The organism is Draconibacterium sp. IB214405 (assembly GCF_033963885.1).
Classification (GTDB): domain Bacteria; phylum Bacteroidota; class Bacteroidia; order Bacteroidales; family Prolixibacteraceae; genus Draconibacterium.
In genome coordinates this window covers 356,109-373,277 of record NZ_JAXBMA010000002.1, presented here as the reverse complement: position 1 = coordinate 373,277, position 17,169 = coordinate 356,109, and the positions used below count along the sequence as shown (strand labels likewise).

General features: G+C 40.9%; 14 protein-coding genes, 4 tRNA genes and 1 other RNA gene. 13 read left to right on the top strand and 6 right to left on the bottom strand.

Annotation, left to right across the window (positions count from 1 at the left end; genetic code table 11):
- The first annotated feature begins 63 nt into the window (after positions 1-63).
- The 10 genes from SLH46_RS07945 to SLH46_RS07900 all read left to right on the top strand — a co-directional run bounded on the left by SLH46_RS07945 (position 64) and on the right by SLH46_RS07900 (position 10,795).
- A complete protein-coding gene (locus SLH46_RS07945; protein WP_320280634.1) occupies positions 64-966 on the top strand; it encodes a DMT family transporter in 903 nt (300 codons plus the stop codon).
- Between the two features lie 163 nt (positions 967-1,129).
- Complete coding sequence (locus SLH46_RS07940; protein ID WP_320280633.1) at positions 1,130-1,999, top strand: universal stress protein; 870 nt, start codon at positions 1,130-1,132, stop codon at positions 1,997-1,999.
- A gap of 20 nt (positions 2,000-2,019) precedes the next feature.
- Positions 2,020-2,646: a V-type ATP synthase subunit E gene (locus SLH46_RS07935; protein ID WP_320280632.1), complete on the top strand. Its 627-nt coding sequence runs from the start codon at positions 2,020-2,022 to the stop codon at positions 2,644-2,646.
- A gap of 96 nt (positions 2,647-2,742) precedes the next feature.
- Positions 2,743-3,600: a DUF2764 family protein gene (locus SLH46_RS07930; RefSeq protein WP_320280631.1), complete on the top strand. Its 858-nt coding sequence runs from the start codon at positions 2,743-2,745 to the stop codon at positions 3,598-3,600.
- Between the two features lie 6 nt (positions 3,601-3,606).
- Positions 3,607-5,379, top strand: a complete 1,773-nt coding sequence (locus SLH46_RS07925; RefSeq protein WP_320280630.1) for a V-type ATP synthase subunit A — start codon at positions 3,607-3,609, stop codon at positions 5,377-5,379.
- An 11-nt stretch (positions 5,380-5,390) separates the two neighbouring features.
- A complete protein-coding gene (locus tag SLH46_RS07920; protein WP_320280629.1) occupies positions 5,391-6,722 on the top strand; it encodes a V-type ATP synthase subunit B in 1,332 nt (443 codons plus the stop codon).
- A gap of 11 nt (positions 6,723-6,733) precedes the next feature.
- The gene (locus SLH46_RS07915; protein ID WP_320280628.1) at positions 6,734-7,852 is read left to right on the top strand and encodes a universal stress protein; all 1,119 of its coding nucleotides are present in this window, start codon (positions 6,734-6,736) and stop codon (positions 7,850-7,852) included.
- 16 nt (positions 7,853-7,868) lie between these two features.
- Positions 7,869-8,474, top strand: a complete 606-nt coding sequence (locus tag SLH46_RS07910) for a V-type ATP synthase subunit D (RefSeq protein WP_320280627.1) — start codon at positions 7,869-7,871, stop codon at positions 8,472-8,474.
- Complete coding sequence (locus SLH46_RS07905) at positions 8,471-10,276, top strand: V-type ATP synthase subunit I (protein ID WP_320280626.1); 1,806 nt, start codon at positions 8,471-8,473, stop codon at positions 10,274-10,276. The genes SLH46_RS07910 and SLH46_RS07905 overlap by 4 nt, the downstream gene beginning before the upstream one ends.
- Positions 10,277-10,339: 63 nt before the next feature.
- Positions 10,340-10,795 (top strand): V-type ATP synthase subunit K, encoded by a 456-nt coding sequence (locus SLH46_RS07900; protein ID WP_320280625.1) that lies wholly within the window; start codon positions 10,340-10,342, stop codon positions 10,793-10,795.
- Positions 10,796-10,870: 75 nt separating this feature from the next.
- Here the strand turns inward: SLH46_RS07900 and SLH46_RS07895 are convergent, their stop codons facing one another.
- On the bottom strand, positions 10,871-13,324 hold the full coding sequence (locus tag SLH46_RS07895) for a beta-glucosidase (RefSeq protein ID WP_320280624.1): 2,454 nt from the start codon (positions 13,322-13,324) through the stop codon (positions 10,871-10,873).
- A 485-nt stretch (positions 13,325-13,809) separates the two neighbouring features.
- Here SLH46_RS07895 and SLH46_RS07890 point away from each other — a divergent pair, with 485 nt between their 5' ends.
- Complete coding sequence (locus tag SLH46_RS07890; protein WP_320280623.1) at positions 13,810-14,631, top strand: hypothetical protein; 822 nt, start codon at positions 13,810-13,812, stop codon at positions 14,629-14,631.
- Positions 14,632-14,676: 45 nt separating this feature from the next.
- Here SLH46_RS07890 and SLH46_RS07885 read toward each other — a convergent pair.
- From SLH46_RS07885 to ffs, 5 genes are all read right to left on the bottom strand, one after another.
- Positions 14,677-14,761: transfer RNA gene (locus SLH46_RS07885), tRNA-Tyr, on the bottom strand.
- 16 nt (positions 14,762-14,777) lie between these two features.
- Positions 14,778-14,851: transfer RNA gene (locus tag SLH46_RS07880), tRNA-Thr, on the bottom strand.
- Between the two features lie 105 nt (positions 14,852-14,956).
- Positions 14,957-15,038 (bottom strand) — tRNA-Tyr (locus SLH46_RS07875).
- A 16-nt stretch (positions 15,039-15,054) separates the two neighbouring features.
- Positions 15,055-15,128: transfer RNA gene (locus SLH46_RS07870), tRNA-Thr, on the bottom strand.
- Positions 15,129-15,262: 134 nt separating this feature from the next.
- An RNA gene (gene ffs / locus SLH46_RS07865) (signal recognition particle sRNA small type) lies at positions 15,263-15,361 on the bottom strand.
- Between the two features lie 274 nt (positions 15,362-15,635).
- Between ffs and SLH46_RS07860 the strand changes: the two genes are divergently transcribed.
- Together SLH46_RS07860 and SLH46_RS07855 are read left to right on the top strand one after the other, a co-directional pair.
- Positions 15,636-16,187 (top strand): DUF4199 domain-containing protein, encoded by a 552-nt coding sequence (locus SLH46_RS07860; RefSeq protein WP_320280622.1) that lies wholly within the window; start codon positions 15,636-15,638, stop codon positions 16,185-16,187.
- 21 nt (positions 16,188-16,208) lie between these two features.
- Positions 16,209-17,165 (top strand): glycosyltransferase family 2 protein, encoded by a 957-nt coding sequence (locus SLH46_RS07855; RefSeq protein ID WP_320280621.1) that lies wholly within the window; start codon positions 16,209-16,211, stop codon positions 17,163-17,165.
- Positions 17,166-17,169 lie beyond the last annotated feature (4 nt).

Here is a 17,169-nt window from a genome sequence, read left to right as displayed (position 1 = left end):
CATATAATTTAACTTGCATCCCGGATTTATCTCCGGGATGTTTGTTTAAAGGAACTTTGTAGGATGCAAAACCACACAAAAGGAGTTATTTACGCAGCAATTACTGCATTCTTTTGGGGCTTTTTAGCCATCGCCCTAAAAGTTGCCGTGCGTAAAGTCGATCCGGTTACTGTGGTTTGGATTCGTTTCGTAGTGGCCTTTATTATTCTTGCTGTCTGGCAGGCTTTTAAGTCGCCGCAATCATTTAAAATTATTATTAAACCTCCCCTCTTATTGATTCTTGCAGCATTGGCGCTTTCGTGGAATTACATGGGCTACATGCTGGGCATCCACCACACAACACCCAGTAATGCGCAACTTTTTATTCAAACCGGACCGCTTATATTAGCTGTGGCCGGCTTTCTTATTTTTAAAGAGAAACTACTTCGAAACCAGATCATTGGATTTTCGATTGCCATATTCGGATTCTCATTTTTCTACCGCGATCAGTTACAGGCCTTTTTCGAAAGTGCCGGTACTTACCAACTTGGAATTCTGCTAACCATTTCAGGTGCTGTCGCCTGGTCGGTTTATGCCATTTTGCAAAAGAAACTTGTTCGTACTTATTCCGTCGACAGCCTGAACCTTGTATTGTTCGGACTTCCGTCGCTTTTGTACCTCCCTTTTATTGAGTTTCGTCCGTCGCTGGAACTTAGCTGGAACTGGTGGTTGTTGTTGCTATTTTTGGGCGCCAACACTTTTATTGCGTATACCTGCATCGGGAAAGCGCTAAAATATATCGAAGCCAATAAAGTAAGTATTATCATCATTTTAAACCCGATGATCACTTTTATTACCATGGGAATTTTAACCGAGCTAAATGTTTCGTGGGTGGAACACGAGCGTTTTTCGGTGATTACAATTTTAGGTGCTATTCTGGTATTTCTCGGTGCCGTTCTGGTAGCCCGTAAAAATAAGTCGCACTAACTCCATTCCTGTATTTCAAGCCCTTACTTTAACATCATTATTTTATATGTTCTGCTACTGAAATGTGTAACTAATTCCCCCATTTTCGTATATGATTAAACAAAAGACAACTGCAACGACCTTTTTCTTATTCATTGGGATACAACATTTAACAAGCTAAACTATGAACTATAGGTCGAATAGTATTCTTGCACACATCCCTCAAAACCGCGATGGAGAAAGTATTTTAAAACAAGCGCTGTTTTTTACGAATGCATTAAACATGCGCATCTTTCTTCTCGATGTAATAAAAAGCGGCCCGACACTTCTCCACAATCCAAAGTCGAAACGTAACCAAATTCGTCATCAGGGAGCCCTGAACAGGTTTACTGAATTTGTAAAAAAATGCCTGGGCACCGACATCCCGAATAACATAATTTTACGGATCGGTTGGGGAAAAATCGTCAATACGCTGATTGTAGAATCAGAACGTGGTGGTTACGATTTTGTAATGATCGACAAAAGCGAACATGCCAATAACGAGCATCTTTCAAGCGCTGCAGTTAGCCGCTACGTAAGCAAATCATACTGCCCGGTACTTTCGGTAAACAAAGAGTACCCGGTGACGGAAATTAAAAGTATCGTGGTGCCAATCGACATCTCGCAGCACGCAAAAAAACGCCTGTACTGGGCCACATTTTTTGCAAAAAGACTACAGGCTAAAATTCATATCGTTTCGGCACTGAACATCAATATAGAAGAGCGTAAAAGTCTGGCTTTTAAAAATGCGGAGAAGATCAAAAAAATGCTGGAAGAACGAGGTGTAAAATGCGAAGTTAAAATATTGAAAGTTCACAACCAGGAAAGCCATACAGCGGTGCTGGAATATATTGAAGAAGTGAATGCCGGAATGGTAATTATTCGAACACATCAGGAATCAAGATTTACCGGAAAAAAGATCGGAACCTTTGTTTCGGAGATCGTACACGGCTGCACCAAACCTGTTTTTACCGTTGGCGGCGTTACTCAGAAATATGATATGGATTCCATTTAAAACCCACTAACCTAAAAACTATGACTGACCGTATTGAAGAAATAACGCAAAAAATCTACAACGAAGGCATCACAAAAGCTAAAAACGATGCCGAACAGTTGCTTGCCCAGGCTAAAGAAAAGGCTGATTCCATAATTCAAGCAGCAAAACTAAAGCATGAAGAAATTATACACGATGCACAACAAAAGGCAGAGGAAGAAAAAAAACGCTTTGAGGCTGAATTGCAGTTAACAGCTCGACAGTTTATAAGCCAGCTAAAACAACAAATTACAACATTAATCAGTACTGCCCAGGTTGACACAGCGGTTAATGATGCCTTTAACGACAATGAATTTATTAAACGGATCATACTTTTGCTGGTTGAAAAGTGGGATTCAACCGCTGGAGAAAACATGGATCTTCAGCTTCTTCTTCCATCTGAAGATCGAAAAGAACTAACTGCTTTCTTACAAGCGAAAGCCACCGAAGCCATGAACAAAGGTCTGGAAATTTCAGTGGATTCAAAACTCAAATCCGGTTTCAGAATTGGCCCAAAGGATGGCAGTTACCTTATTAGTTTCACCGCTCAGGACTTTGCAAATTATTTCAAACAATACTTTAAAGACGGAACAAAAAAGCTACTGTTTGATGCCATTGAAACAGAGTGAGGACCTGGCGGTCGAACCATAAATGTGATAAAACCAGAAACGAGTTTTAAGTACACCGGGCTTTAAATGATTGCTGAAATCCTTTAAAATTCGGTTATGCTGATAAAAAGAGAATATCATTGTTTAATTGCAGGGCTTCCTGATCTGTTCTTCAACGAGAACAAAACCACTGTACACAGCAGCACCTTTAGGGAAGAACTGCAACACCAGCTTAATCCCTCCGATTATAAGTTGGTTGAATACCTCTTTTTACCTTTCGACAACCAAAACCTGCTCAACATTTATTTTGAGTTGGACAAGCCCTTTTTTCATCAAGGCACTTTTACAAAACAAGAAATGGAATTTCAGCTTTCGCCGGAGAACGAAGAAATGAAGCTACCTGTTTACATGACAACCTTCTTAAGCTGGATGAAAGGAAAAGAATCAAAAGACGTTGACGTGGGGGCAGAAAACATTTTAACCACCTTATTTTATGAATATGCCCTCGATTGTTCTAATTCATTTCTTCAGCAGTGGTTTCGTTTTGAGTTGAACCTGAAAAACCTCTTTACTGCTTTTAACTGCAAACAATACAATCATGACGTTGAAATCCATCTGCTGCAGGTAGAAGGCGAAGACCTGGTTTATTCCCTTTTAATCGACAAAAAATTAAAGGCCGATTATTTTGAGGACTTACTCCCCTACCATGAAGAGCTATTCAAAATTGCCGAATCAAACCTTGAGCTGATTGAAAGGGAAAAGGCCATTGACAAAATTAAGTGGGAATACCTCGATGAGAACACCTTCTTTCACTTTTTCACCATTGAAAAAATACTGGCTTTCACCATAAAACTACTGCTTATTGAACGATGGATGAAACTTGATACCCAAACAGGAAAACAGTTGCTGAATAAACTGATTGACGAATTAAAAACGAGTTACGAATTCCCCGCGGAGTTCAGTTTGACAAAATAAAACACTATGGCTACAAAAGGAAAAGTTGCCGGAATAATATCGAACCTTGTGATGGTAAAAGTAGACGGGCCGGTTTCGCAAAACGAAATCTGCTACATTAACCATGGCGGAATAAAACTAATGGCCGAAGTCATTCGTATTGGTGCCGAATATGCCTACATCCAGGTATTTGAAAGCACACGCGGATTAAAAACCGGAACTCCGATCGAGTTCACCGGACACATGTTGGAAGCCACACTTGGCCCCGGAATCCTGTCAAAGAACTTCGATGGACTGCAACACGACCTGGACAAAATGGAAGGTATTTTTCTGCAAAAAGGCGATTATACGCACCCGCTGGAAGTAGACAAAGACTGGTCGTTTAAACCGCTGGTAAAAGTTGGAGACGAAGTAGTTGCCGGATCATGGTTAGGCGAAGTAAAAGAGAACTGGATCGCTCATAAAACAATGGTTCCTTTTAAGTTTAAAGGTGATTATAAAGTAAAGGAAATCGTTCCTTCAGGAGACTACAAAATAGAAGATAAAATAGCTGTTTTAACCGACGATGAGGGCAACGAGCACACTGTAACGATGGTACAAAAATGGCCGGTTAAAATTCCGATAAAAACGTACAAAAACAAACCGCGCCCGTCCAAATTCCTTGAAACAGGTATTCGCGTAATCGACAGTATGACTCCTATTGTTGAAGGTGGAACAGGGTTTATTCCCGGACCGTTTGGAACCGGTAAAACCGTATTACAACATGCCCTCTCGAAACAAGCCGATGCCGACATGATTGTGGTTGCCGCCTGTGGTGAACGCGCTAATGAAGTGGTGGAAATCTTTGCTGAATTTCCGGAATTGGACGACCCAAGAACGGGAAGAAAGTTGATGGAACGTACAACAATAATTGCCAACACTTCAAATATGCCGGTTGCAGCCCGTGAAGCGTCAGTTTACACCGCGATGACGATTGCTGAATATTATCGTTCGATGGGACTGAAAATATTACTGCTGGCCGATTCCACATCGCGCTGGGCACAAGCCTTGCGCGAAATGTCGAACCGTATGGAAGAATTACCCGGTCCGGATGCCTTCCCGATGGATTTACCGGCAATTATATCCAATTTCTATTCGCGTGCTGGTTTTGTTCACCTTGTAAATGGGAAAACCGGATCGGTAACTTTTATAGGAACAGTTTCGCCGGCGGGTGGTAACTTAAAAGAACCGGTTACCGAAGCCACAAAAAAAGCAGCCCGGTGTTTTTATGCTTTGTCGCAAACTCGGGCCGACAGCAAACGCTACCCCGCAATCGATGCTGTTGACAGCTATTCAAAATATTTGGAGTATCCCGAGTATATCGAATATGTTTCGAAAGTCATTTCTCCAAAGTGGGTAGACAATATCCTGTATGCACGAAACATCCTTATCTGCGGAAAAAATGCATATGAACAGATCAACATATTAGGAGACGACGGAGTACCAATCAGTTACCACGAAACATTTTGGAAGTCGGAAGTTATTGACTTTGTCATCCTTCAGCAGGATGCGTTCGACAAGGTAGATGCCTCCACCCCGATTGTACGCCAGCAATACATGCTTGAGAAAGTACTTAAGATCAACAAAACAAACTTCAGCTTTAACCATTTTGAGGAGGTGAATCCTTATTTCAAAAAGATTATAAATGTGCTCAAACAGATGAACTATTCTGAGTACGAATCAGATCAGTTTAAAAAGTTTGAGACAGAATTGCAGGAAATTATAAACGAAAAAGCAGTTGTTGAAGCCGAACAACTATAAATGCGAGAAGAATGGAAACTACAGCTTTTCAGAAAATACATACCAAAATCGATCAGATTACAAAAGCGACCTGCTCGTTAAAAGCTTCGGGCGTTGGCAACGAAGAAATGGCATTGGTGAACGACCGATTGGCGCAGGTGGTTAAAATCGAAGGCAACCTGGTAACACTACAGGTTTTTTCGGGCACGGAAGGAATACCTACCAACGCCGAAGTTGTTTTTCTTGGCCATGCTCCGCAACTCGCTGTTGGAGACGAACTGGCCGGCCGTTTTTTTAATGCTTACGGTCATCCAATTGACGGAGGCCCAGAAGTAGACGGGAAACTAATTGAGATAGGCGGCCCGTCGGTAAATCCTGTTCGCAGGAAACAACCTTCGGAGTTGATTGCAACGGGAATTGCCGGTATCGACCTGAACAATACCCTGGTAACCGGTCAGAAAATACCGTTTTTTGCCGATCCCGATCAACCTTATAACCAGGTAATGGCAATGGTTGCACTACGTGCCAAGGCCGACAAAATTATACTGGGCGGAATGGGCATAACCAACGACGATTATCTGTTCTTTAAAAACCTTTTTGAAAATGCCGGTGCCATCGACCGAATCATAAGTTTTGTAAACACTACCGAAGACCCACCAGTTGAACGTTTGCTGGTTCCCGACATGGCGCTGTCGGCTGCCGAGTATTTTGCCGTAGAAAAAAATCAAAACGTGCTGGTACTATTAACCGATATGACCTTGTATGCCGATGCATTGAGTATCGTTTCGAACCGGATGGACCAGATTCCTTCGAAAGACAGCATGCCGGGATCGTTGTACAGCGATCTGGCCAAATTGTACGAAAAAGCGGTACAGTTTCCCGATGGAGGTTCAATTACAATTATTGCTGTTACCACACTTTCGGGTGGCGACATAACACACGCAATTCCTGATAACACGGGATACATCACCGAAGGCCAGCTTTTCCTCCGTAAAGAAACGGATATCGGAAAAGTGATCATTGATCCGTTCAGAAGTTTATCGCGCTTAAAACAACTGGTTATTGGCAAAAAAACACGCGAAGATCATCCGCAGGTGATGAATGCCGCCATCCGATTATACGCCGATGCCGCCAACGCCAAAACCAAAATCGAGAACGGTTTTGATCTGACCGATTACGACAAACGTACCATGAGTTTTGCTAAAGACTATGCCAACGAATTGCTTGCTATCGATATCAACATTGAAATAGATACAATGATTGATACTGCCTGGCGACTATTCGATAAATATTTCTCGCATGCCGAAACGGGTATAAAAGCCCAGTTGGTTGAGAAATATGGAATTAAAAATAAAGAACATTAAATGGAGTTGTTATGGAGAATCAATTAGTTACAATCCTGAGGATTTCGACACCTGAGCTGGGGACTTTTGTAAAGGACAAGCTTGAGGAACAAGGGATTGAGGTATTTTTCACCAACGAGGGAACCACTCCCGGTGAACGCTATAATCCTGATGAAGTGCTACTAAAAGTAAAAGCCAAACAATCGGAAAAAGCCATTGTCAGACTTTTGCAGCTACACAAAGAATACGATCTTGACAAAGTTAAAGACGATGTAAGTTTTACCAGCCTGAAAAAAATTCTGCTTCCGGTTAAACTTAGCGAAGACTGCATCGACTTGTGCAAATATGCGATTGGCTTAGCCTTACGGGAAAATGCGGAGATCAAGGTATTATACGTTTACCCTGACCCTAATTTTAATGAACCCAATCGCCATACCGCATCGTGGCAAAAACATGTTAAAATGGAACTAAAGGAAGCCCACGAAAAGGCGCAGCTTAAACTGGTAAACTTTAGCAAGGAGCTAAAAAAACAGGTTCCTCCTGAAATTTTCAAAGCCGTTAAGTTACACTACCGAATGCTAAAAGGCGCACCGGTTAACGTTATTACGGCAGCCTGCAAACGTTATGTTCCTGACTTAATTTTGATGGGCACCAAACCGGAGAAAAAAACGGATGGCGAGTTTCATGGAACAACCCTGATAAAGGTAATTGAACAAACACAAAATCCGGTTTTGGCAGTTCCGCTGTCTGCTGTTTTTAAAGGAAAAGAGCAAATAAATGTATTGTATTCAACCAATTTTTACGATGCCGATAATTCATCGCTCGACAAGTTACTTAAGATTTTACAGCCCTTTAAAAAGAAAATCTTTTGTGTTCATGTGGACCTGAATGATGATCCGCAACACGAAGAAAAAGTTAAAGAATTAAATGCCATGCTCGAAAAAGAATATTGCGAACACCGTATCAGGTGCGAGCTTTTTGAAAGCAAAGAGATTGTGCATGGGATACAGGAATTTGTTACCGAAAAAGATATCGACATTATTTCGCTCTCGAAAATTAAACGTTCAGGATTATACAAATTGTTCCACTCCGACCTGGTTTTAACACTGGTGAGTGTTACAAATGTTCCAATTCTGATTTTCCCGGTGTAAAAATTTAAACGAGCAAGTGGCTATCAAATTTCAATATAATAAAACAGCCCTTCACAACCTGAACAAACAACTGAAGATCAGGCAAAAGGCACTTCCCACCTTAAAAAACAAGGAGGCTGCCTTACGTTTGGAAGTGAAAAAAGCCAAGGACCAAAGCCTTGATCTTGAAGAGCAATTAAATATTAAGATCAGCGGACAGGAACTCTCTGCCGGTTTGTGGAATGAATTTTTACCCGAACTGATAAAGATCGGGAACATTTGTATTTCAAGCCGAAAGATTGCAGGAGTGTCCATTCCTGTGATGAAAGAAATCGTCTTTGACGAAAAAGAATTTAGTCTTTTTTCAAAGCCTGACTGGTTTCCGGAAGGGATTTCATTTGTAAAAGAGCTGGCCAATATTGTTACCGAACGTGAGTTTTATGTGCGCAAAATGGCCCTGCTCGATCAGGCCAGAAAAAAAACGACACAGAAGGTAAATCTCTACGAAAAAGTACAAATACCGGGTTACGAAGATGCTATCCGAAAGATTAAACGATTTCTGGAAGACGAAGAGAACCTTTCAAAATCGGCTCAAAAAATTGTAAAAAAGCGGCAACAAAAACAAAAAGCAGTGGCAGTATGATTGTTCCAATGTTAAAATACACATTTCTGGTATTTCACCGGGAATATCAGGATTTTCTGATCGAACTAAGCAGATTGGGTGTAGTACATATTGCCGAACGGAATGTTGATGACTCCAACGAAACCAAACAAAAATATGCAGAGCTGTGTGAATACGAACGTGTGATTAATTTTCTTCAGCAAAGGGAGAGCGACGCCCCAGAAAAAAGAATTGATTTTACTGCCCGGGAAATACTTGATGATATTACGGATAAACAAAAAGAGCTGGAAAAACTGGAAGGCAAGTTGGAAGCATTAAATAAAGCAGCTCAAAAAGCCCTGCCTTGGGGAGAATATTCTCCGGAATTAATCGAACAACTTAAAACCGGGCGAGTTCAACTTCATTTTTTTAATACAAGCAGAAAGAAATTCAACGAATTTGAACAAAAGAACCTGCCTGTTTTAGGCATTTCTGAATCTGGTAACCAGGTACTTTTCGTTTACATTCAACAGCAAGAGCAAACTATTGACATTGAGGCTGAACAGGTAGAACTTCCACCACGTCCCTACTCCGAGATTCAAGAAGAGATCGAAAAAACGGATGAACGAATAAAAGCGATTTTCAAAACTTTCGACAGTTATGCCAACAACTCCATTATCCTGTTAAAAGAAGAAAAAACAAAGCTGATTCGCACTTTACAATTCGACCATGTTCTGCAAAGCACCTATAGAAAGGCAGAAAATAAATTAATGCTTCTTGAAGGCTGGGTCCCGCATTCAAAAACACTTACAGTAAACAAGTTTTTGAACGACAGCGATGCCCTATATTTCTCGCGAAAAGCTAAACCCGATGATAAAATTCCGGTGCTGCTACGAAACAATCGTTACAGCAAACTTTTCGAACCTATTGGCTCCATGTTCTCACTACCCGATTATGCAGAGCTCGACTTAACCGTATTTTTCGCACCGTTTTTTATGCTGTTCTTTGGTTTCTGTTTAGGCGATGCCGGTTATGGTTTACTTTTTTTAGTTGGCGGCGGTCTGTATAAACTAAGGGCCAAAGCTGAAATTAAACCATACATAAACCTGATTCAGATCTTAGGTGTGGCTACCATTTTGTTCGGAGCCATATCCGGGACATTCTTCGGCATCAACCTCATCGAAACAGAATTTGCATTAACAGAACAGGTGCGGCACCTGTTCCTTAATCCGGATAAAATGTTCAGTCTCTCGCTTATACTGGGCGGTATTCAAATCATTTTCGGACTATTTATAAAAGCTGCCAATCAAACCAAACAATACGGTTTTAGCTACGCCCTTGCAACTTATGGTTGGCTGATTATAATTATCGGCAGCCTGACATACACGTTTCTTTCGGGAGCTGAAATTATTCCGAAAAACAAAACAATCTTATACGCAACACTAGCGCTGGGAGGATTTTTTATTCTCTTTTTCAGCGATCCGGGTGTAAATGTTTTTGCACGAATCGGCAAAGGAATTTGGGATGTATACTCAACAGTTACCGGCATTTTTGGCGACCTGCTTTCGTACATCCGCTTGTTTGCACTCGGGTTATCGAGTGCTATTTTGGGTTTCGTAATCAACGATATTGGCCTACAAATTCTTGGATCGTCGAAGATTTTAGGCCCCGTATTTTTTGTCATCTTCCTTTTATTGGGCCATACATTAAACATTCTTATTTCGTCGCTTGGCTCGTTTGTACACCCCATGCGCTTAACGTTTGTGGAGTTCTATAAAAATGCAGGTTTTAAAGGCGGCGGCGAAGAATACAAACCGTTTGGAAGGACAGAGAAATATGGATGAATGATTAAAGATGAACGATGAATTAGAAAGAAATAAAATAATAAACTTTAAACAACTACGATTATGACAACTGCAGTTATTTTAGCCTACATAGGTTTAGCTATAATGCTCATTTTTTCAGGAATTGGAAGTGCTGTTGGTGTCTCAAAAGGAGGTAATGCCACAGTTGGCGCTCTGAAGAAGAAACCCGACAAGTTTGGTAGCTACCTTCTACTGAGTGCCTTGCCCGGAACGCAGGGATTATATGGTTTTGCCGGATTTTTTGTCATTAACAGTCAGGGAATAATTACTCCCGAAATGACGATGTTGCAAGGTGTTGCAATTATGGCCGCGGGTTTAACACTGGGATTTGTTGGATTTTTCTCTGCACTAAACCAGGGAGGTGTTACATCAAACGGTATCGCCGGAATAGGATCGGGGCACGATATTTTTGGAAAAACCATGGTACTGGCTGTATTCCCGGAATTGTATGCAATTATCGCATTTGCTGCTACATTCCTGATTAGTATGAGTTTGTAAACAAAAAAAAACACTTACACAATTAAGTGTAAGTGTTTAAGTATAAATCCTGTTATGAATATAATATTGAAAATATTATTTCTGCGATAACTCATCAATCTTCACAGGGGGAGCCAATACGTTCGACTCTTTATTAACTACTTTTTCTTTAGCAAGGCTAAAATCTGCAGTTACTTTAATATCACGTGAAGAAGCACCAATTTTAACTTTATAATCTCCAGCTTCAGCTACCCACGCCGACCGGGATACATCAAACGAAGCCAGGTTTTGCGCATCGATTACAAACGAAAGTGTTTCAGATTCTCCGGGTTGTAACAAAGCTGTTTTGGCAAAACCTTTTAGTTCTTCAGCCGGCTTGTCCATTTTACCGTTCGGTGCACTCAGGTACAATTGAACGACCTCTTTTCCTGCAATGTCTCCTGCATTTTTCACATCCACTGTTACAGTAATATTCTTACTGAATTTGGTTGAACTAAGCTTCAGTCCGCTGTACTCAAAATTGGTGTACGAAAGTCCGTAGCCAAATTCGTATGAAGGCTCAACATCAAAGGTTTCATAGTAACGGTAGCCCACATAAATACCGTCGGTATAAGTATCTTCAGCAGGTCGTCCACGCATAAATCCTCTTCTTCCGTCTTCCGGTTCATCCGAAGGTAATTCTTTACCGGGGAAGGTTTCTGAAGTAGGAACATCAGCATAACTTTTTGGGAAAGTAACCGCCAGTTTTCCTGATGGATTGGCAGCACCACTCAAAATATCAGCAATTGAATTTCCGGTTTCCTGTCCACCCTGCCACGCCAGCAAAATGGCATCCGGAATCGCTTTCCAACTTGCTGTCTCAACTGCACCACCAACGTTTAAGATAACTACTACCTTTTTATCTTTTGCCTTAAAAGCTGCACTCACATTGTTAATCATTTCCAACTCTTCACCGGTTAAATTAAAATCACCGGCCTCCGCTTTTCTGTCGCTACCTTCACCTGAATTTCTTCCAATTGTAATGATAGCTGCATCAGCAACTTCGGCTAGACTCTTCGCCAATTTCGGATTAACAAGAATCTCGGGAGTTGGCTCCTGACCACCAAACATAAACATTCTACGTTTAGGCTGACCGTCTTTTACTGCCTTTGTATAGGCATCGTACATCGTTTGCAGATTGCCGTTAACGGAGTAACCTACATTCTGCAATCCTTCAACTAGCGAAACACTGTAAGCTTCGTTTACATCTCCACTTCCAGTTCCTCCACTAATAATATCGTATGAAGTATTTCCAAAAACAGCCAGGTTTTTGACTTCTTTTGCAAAAGGTAAGGTTGAATTGTCATTTTTTAGCAACACCATTCCTTCGGTAGCACTTTGGCGGGTTACCTTTGCATTGGCTTTCAGATCGGGTTTATTCGAATAGTCATAACCATTAAAACGAGGCCCTTTCACAACGATGTTCAGGATACGTTCTACGTTTTGATCAAGAACTTTCTCATCCAATGCACCTTCTTTAACTGCTTTAATAATTGCATCCTGTTGCCCTTGGTTTCCGGGCATCAGCAGGTCGTTTCCGGCTTTCATTTGTGCGACCGGATCTTTTCCTCCCATCCAGTCGGTCATTACATAACCTTCAAATCCAAAATCGTTTCGCAAAACCGAAGTAAGAAGATCGTATTCTTCGGAAGTATAAGTTCCGTTCAATAAGTTATAAGAAGACATCACCGTCCAGGGTTGAGACTCGGTAACTGCAATACGCCAGCCCTCCAGATAAATTTCCCGTAAAGCACGCTGACCGGCAATAACATTTAATGTATTACGGTTAGTTTCGGCATTGTTTACTACATAATGTTTAATGCAGGCCCCCACTCCTTTCGACTGGATTCCGTTTACCATGGCAGCAGCAATTTTTCCGGTTACATAAGGATCTTCCGAGTAATATTCGAAGTTTCTACCACACAACGGATTTCGTTGAATGTTCATTCCCGGCCCAAGAAGAATATCAATGCCGTATTCCAATAACTCGTCACCCATTGCCATTCCAACCTGACTCACCAGTTCAGTATTCCAGGTAGAAGCCAAAAGCGTTCCCACCGGGAAAGCGGTACAGTAATATGTGTTGTCATCGTTCGGACGTGTTGGATTGATACGAATTCCGGCAGGTCCGTCAGAGACAACAGTCGGGTTAATACCAAGTCGCTCAACACCATGTGTGGTACCGGCAGCCCCACTTACCAAAGTTTTGGTATCACCCACTACCGGTCCACCTGGTCCTGCAGGAGCACCCGGAGCATCTGCATTCCCTCCCGGAGGAGGTGTTCCGCCAGGTGCTCCCTGATTATTATTCTGGCTCGAAGGTGGCGGTCCGAAATTCATTCCGGCACCAACAACAACACTGGCCTTTTCTTCCAATGTCATGGCCGAAACCACCTTTTTGATATTCGTTTTTGTTAATTGCGGAGGATTTTGTGCTGTTACAACACAGTTCAGACTCAAAAGCAAGATAAGCAGAAGACTTATCCGTTCACAGAATTTTAGTCGTCTCATTTTTGGTAATTTTAGTATAATATTTGTTTAGTTGCACTACTAGTATCCTGTTAAGAAAGTTAATACAAACATCACGGACAGATAAACGGAATAGATAAATCAGACTATTTTATAGATAAACAGAAAGATTTTATCTCAGATAAACTTATGTTCTAAAGAATTACGGTTTAGGCAGTTGGATCGTTAAAACAAAAAAAGGTTTAAAGTTGAAATATAAATGTCGGGAATCGCCATCGGATTTATGAATTAATAGGGAACAACTTTTCAGCTATTCCAAACAATGAAACAAGCAGATTCTGACCTATGATACTTGATCAAATGAACTGACTAAAACCTCGATATTTCTTGTAACCAACAGGTTAATTATAAAGGTCTAATACATTAGAGTAGATTTGAAATAGACCGGCACATCTTGTATTTCTAGCGATTTTGGAGTAACTTGAATAGCATTAAGTGACGTTACAGAACCATTAAATCGAAAAGTCATGCCCCGTAAAAGTGCCTGGGAAAAACTTCCCAAATCCATCCGTTCAGCTATCGTATTGGTAATACTGGTGTCAATTGCGCTCGTAATTACCTGGGTGTTGTTCGATAAAGCAACAGATAATACCACCTTAAAATTCAAGAGTGAAAACATGGCAATATTTGCCACAGGATCAGTAGCTGTTTTTGTCCTGATTTTAATGGTGCTTTCAAAAGAATTCCGAAGGATAAGTGCCGTTCTTACAATTGTTGGTGTGGTTGGATTAACGGCAACCTATGTATACAATACAAATAGTTTCGGGAACAGTTTTGTTGCAGACGGAGCAACCAGCACGGAACCGAATGAGCTACAACGAGAATATCAGATTATGCAGGAAGAAAATGAGCAGCTTGTTGCGGAGTTACGATCTCAAATTCAAGAAGTTGAACAAAGCAAAGAAATAATCTTAAACGAACGAAACCACCTTGAAAACCAGGTTACACAGTTACAAACCGTTATAAATGAAAGCGGCAACGTTAATGTCAGCCAAATGCAGCAACAAATAGTTAGCCTTAAACAGGAAAACGAAAGAATTCAGGCAACATTAAACACTAAAGAGAACGAAATTGTAGCATTAAAACGGATAAATGAAAACGTAACTGTTACAACTCCTTCCGCTCCCAGTTCTAAGTTTGAATTCCCCTTATCGAGGCAAGATCGTAGTTTTATGGAGCAAATTTTAAAGTTGGACGCAGAATATCGTGAGCGTGGAAATAGAAGTCTTGATACACAGTATAAGCAGAGGGCCAAAGAAATCTACAAAGAAGTTTATCGGATACGGTAAGTTATAAAACGAAAAAAACCCGTCATAAAATGACGAGCTTTTTCTTGGTGGGAAGAGCAGGATTCGAACCTACGAAGGCTGAGCCAACAGATTTACAGTCTGCCCCGTTTGACCGCTTCGGTATCTTCCCAAAGTATTTTAAAATGAGCCGAATCCCAGATTCGAACTGGGGACCCCGAGATTACAAATCACGTGCTCTGGCCAACTGAGCTAATTCGGCTTAATATATTTCATTATTTTTTTAGAACGTTGCTGTTTTAAACCAGCGTCTGCAAAAGATAGAAAACCATAAAAAAAGGGAACAACTAGTTAGTTATTCCCTTAGTGGGAAGAGCAGGATTCGAACCTACGAAGGCTGAGCCAACAGATTTACAGTCTGCCCCGTTTGACCGCTTCGGTATCTTCCCAAAGTATTTTAAAATGAGCCGAATCCCAGATTCGAACTGGGGACCCCGAGATTACAAATCACGTGCTCTGGCCAACTGAGCTAATTCGGCTTATTATTTCAATCTTTTGTTAGAACGTTGCTGTTTCAAATCAGCGGGTGCAAAGGAAAGAATTAATTTTTAATTCTGCAATACCTTTTTTAAACTTTTCACCACTTTTTTGAACGCTTTTTCTTTTCGAAAAAAGTGGGTAAGCTACCTGTGTCGCACCGCTCAACCGCCTACCCTTGCTGCCTTCCGACCCTGGGGGGATTCAGCAGGAGCTGGTCGCACAGGACTTACCCGGCGACAAAAGTAGAAAATTTTGTTCTTCCGCCAAACAAAATCATTCTATCACGTAATTTTAAACGTCGATTAAATACTTATCAGATTGAAAATGAAATACAACAGAATGAATTTTTTTGAGCATTTTTTTACGTCGTAAGGGGCATGCCAAACATTTTCAGAAATTATGTGAATAAAGCAAGCCATAAAACCGATGTGCAACTATACATAGTTTTACGCAGATGCTACAAAAAATCATTTATATTTGTCGAACCTATAATAAAAACAAACATCATGGAACAAAAATCTTCTCCTTTATTAAAATCGTCGTTAACCTATGGTATTTACGCCGCTTTAATTTCCATTTTTATAAGTGTTGTTATTTGGGCCGGTGGTCTTATGGAATCAATGGGAATCTTTGGTTCTGCAATTATCGGTGTTATTTCGCTGGTAATTTCGTTTGTTGTGATGCTGGTTTTCACCAAAAATTACCGCAACAAAGAATTTGAAGGTTACATCAGTTTTAGCGAAGCATTTAAATTCGCGTTATTGGTAAGCGTTGTGTCGACTATTATTCTGGTAGTATATAATTTTATCTTTCACTCGTTTATTGCGCCGGATTATATCGAGAATCTGTATGCAACACTTCAGCAAAAAACATTGGAATACATGGAAAGCCGTGGCGTTCCGGATGCAGCTATAGAACAAACACTCGAACGTTTTGAAGATGTTCCTACAATTGCAAAAACAATTCGTCAAACCGTATTATCTGGTTTGATTGGCGGAGCAATTATTTCGTTGATTGTTGCTGCTATTGCAAAAAAGAAAGTTGAAGATTCATATTAATAATTTACAAAAGAGGTTTTAATGGATATTTCCGTAGTTATTCCCCTGTTTAATGAAGAAGAGTCGCTCCCTGAGTTGGCGGCGTGGATTAAGAAGGTAATGGAGGAAAATAATTTCTCTTATGAAATTATGATGATAGATGATGGTAGCCGCGACAATTCATGGGAATTGGTTGAACAACTTCAAAAAGAAAATCCGTGTGTAAAAGGAATTAAGTTCAGACGTAACTATGGAAAGTCGGCTGCGCTGTATTGCGGTTTCGAGGCTGTTCAGGGCGATGTGGTAATTACCATGGATGCCGACCTGCAGGACAGTCCCGATGAAATTCCGGAATTATACCGGATGATTAAAGAGGATGGTTTCGACCTTGTTTCGGGCTGGAAGAAAAAACGTTTCGACCCGGTTCTCACCAAAAACCTGCCCAGTAAATTATACAACTGGACGGTTAGACGAATGACAGGTATAAAACTGCACGACATGAACTGCGGGTTAAAAGCTTACCGAAAAAATGTAATAAAAAGTGTTGAGGTTTACGGCGAAATGCACCGCTATATACCTGTTTTAGCCAAATGGGCCGGTTACAAAAAAATAGGTGAAAAAGTGGTGGTTCATGCCGAACGCAAATACGGGGTAACCAAATTTGGATTAGAGCGATTTGTTCGTGGCCCGCTCGATTTACTCTCGGTAACATTTATATCGCGATTTGTAAAACGCCCAATGCACTTTTTTGGCATTTTGGGCGCACTTATATTTCTAATTGGTTTTGCATCGGCAGGTTACCTTGGTGTTCAGAAAATTATTCAACTGAACCAGGGAATATCAGGGCATTTAATTACCGACAGTCCGTATTTTTATATTGCTTTAACATCGATGATTATCGGAGCTCAGTTTTTCCTGGCAGGATTCCTTGGCGAACTGGTTTCAAGAAGTTCGAGCGAGCGCAACAAATATCAAATCGATATTAAGACATTTGAATAAAGCC

Bases quoted from the DNA above. Each gene is read 5' to 3' on its own strand.
- SLH46_RS07920 (WP_320280629.1), top strand. From the start codon at position 5,391: ATGGAAACTACAGCTTTTCAGAAAATACATACCAAAATCGATCAGATT.
- SLH46_RS07930 (WP_320280631.1), top strand. From the start codon at position 2,743: ATGCTGATAAAAAGAGAATATCATTGTTTAATTGCAGGGCTTCCTGAT.
- SLH46_RS07945 (WP_320280634.1), top strand. From the start codon at position 64: ATGCAAAACCACACAAAAGGAGTTATTTACGCAGCAATTACTGCATTC.
- SLH46_RS07890 (WP_320280623.1), top strand. From the start codon at position 13,810: ATGCCCCGTAAAAGTGCCTGGGAAAAACTTCCCAAATCCATCCGTTCA.
- SLH46_RS07940 (WP_320280633.1), top strand. From the start codon at position 1,130: ATGAACTATAGGTCGAATAGTATTCTTGCACACATCCCTCAAAACCGC.
- SLH46_RS07905 (WP_320280626.1), top strand. From the start codon at position 8,471: ATGATTGTTCCAATGTTAAAATACACATTTCTGGTATTTCACCGGGAA.
- SLH46_RS07900 (WP_320280625.1), top strand. From the start codon at position 10,340: ATGACAACTGCAGTTATTTTAGCCTACATAGGTTTAGCTATAATGCTC.
- SLH46_RS07855 (WP_320280621.1), top strand. From the start codon at position 16,209: ATGGATATTTCCGTAGTTATTCCCCTGTTTAATGAAGAAGAGTCGCTC.
- SLH46_RS07915 (WP_320280628.1), top strand. From the start codon at position 6,734: ATGGAGAATCAATTAGTTACAATCCTGAGGATTTCGACACCTGAGCTG.
- SLH46_RS07895 (WP_320280624.1), bottom strand. From the start codon at position 13,324: ATGAGACGACTAAAATTCTGTGAACGGATAAGTCTTCTGCTTATCTTG.
- SLH46_RS07860 (WP_320280622.1), top strand. From the start codon at position 15,636: ATGGAACAAAAATCTTCTCCTTTATTAAAATCGTCGTTAACCTATGGT.
- SLH46_RS07925 (WP_320280630.1), top strand. From the start codon at position 3,607: ATGGCTACAAAAGGAAAAGTTGCCGGAATAATATCGAACCTTGTGATG.
- SLH46_RS07935 (WP_320280632.1), top strand. From the start codon at position 2,020: ATGACTGACCGTATTGAAGAAATAACGCAAAAAATCTACAACGAAGGC.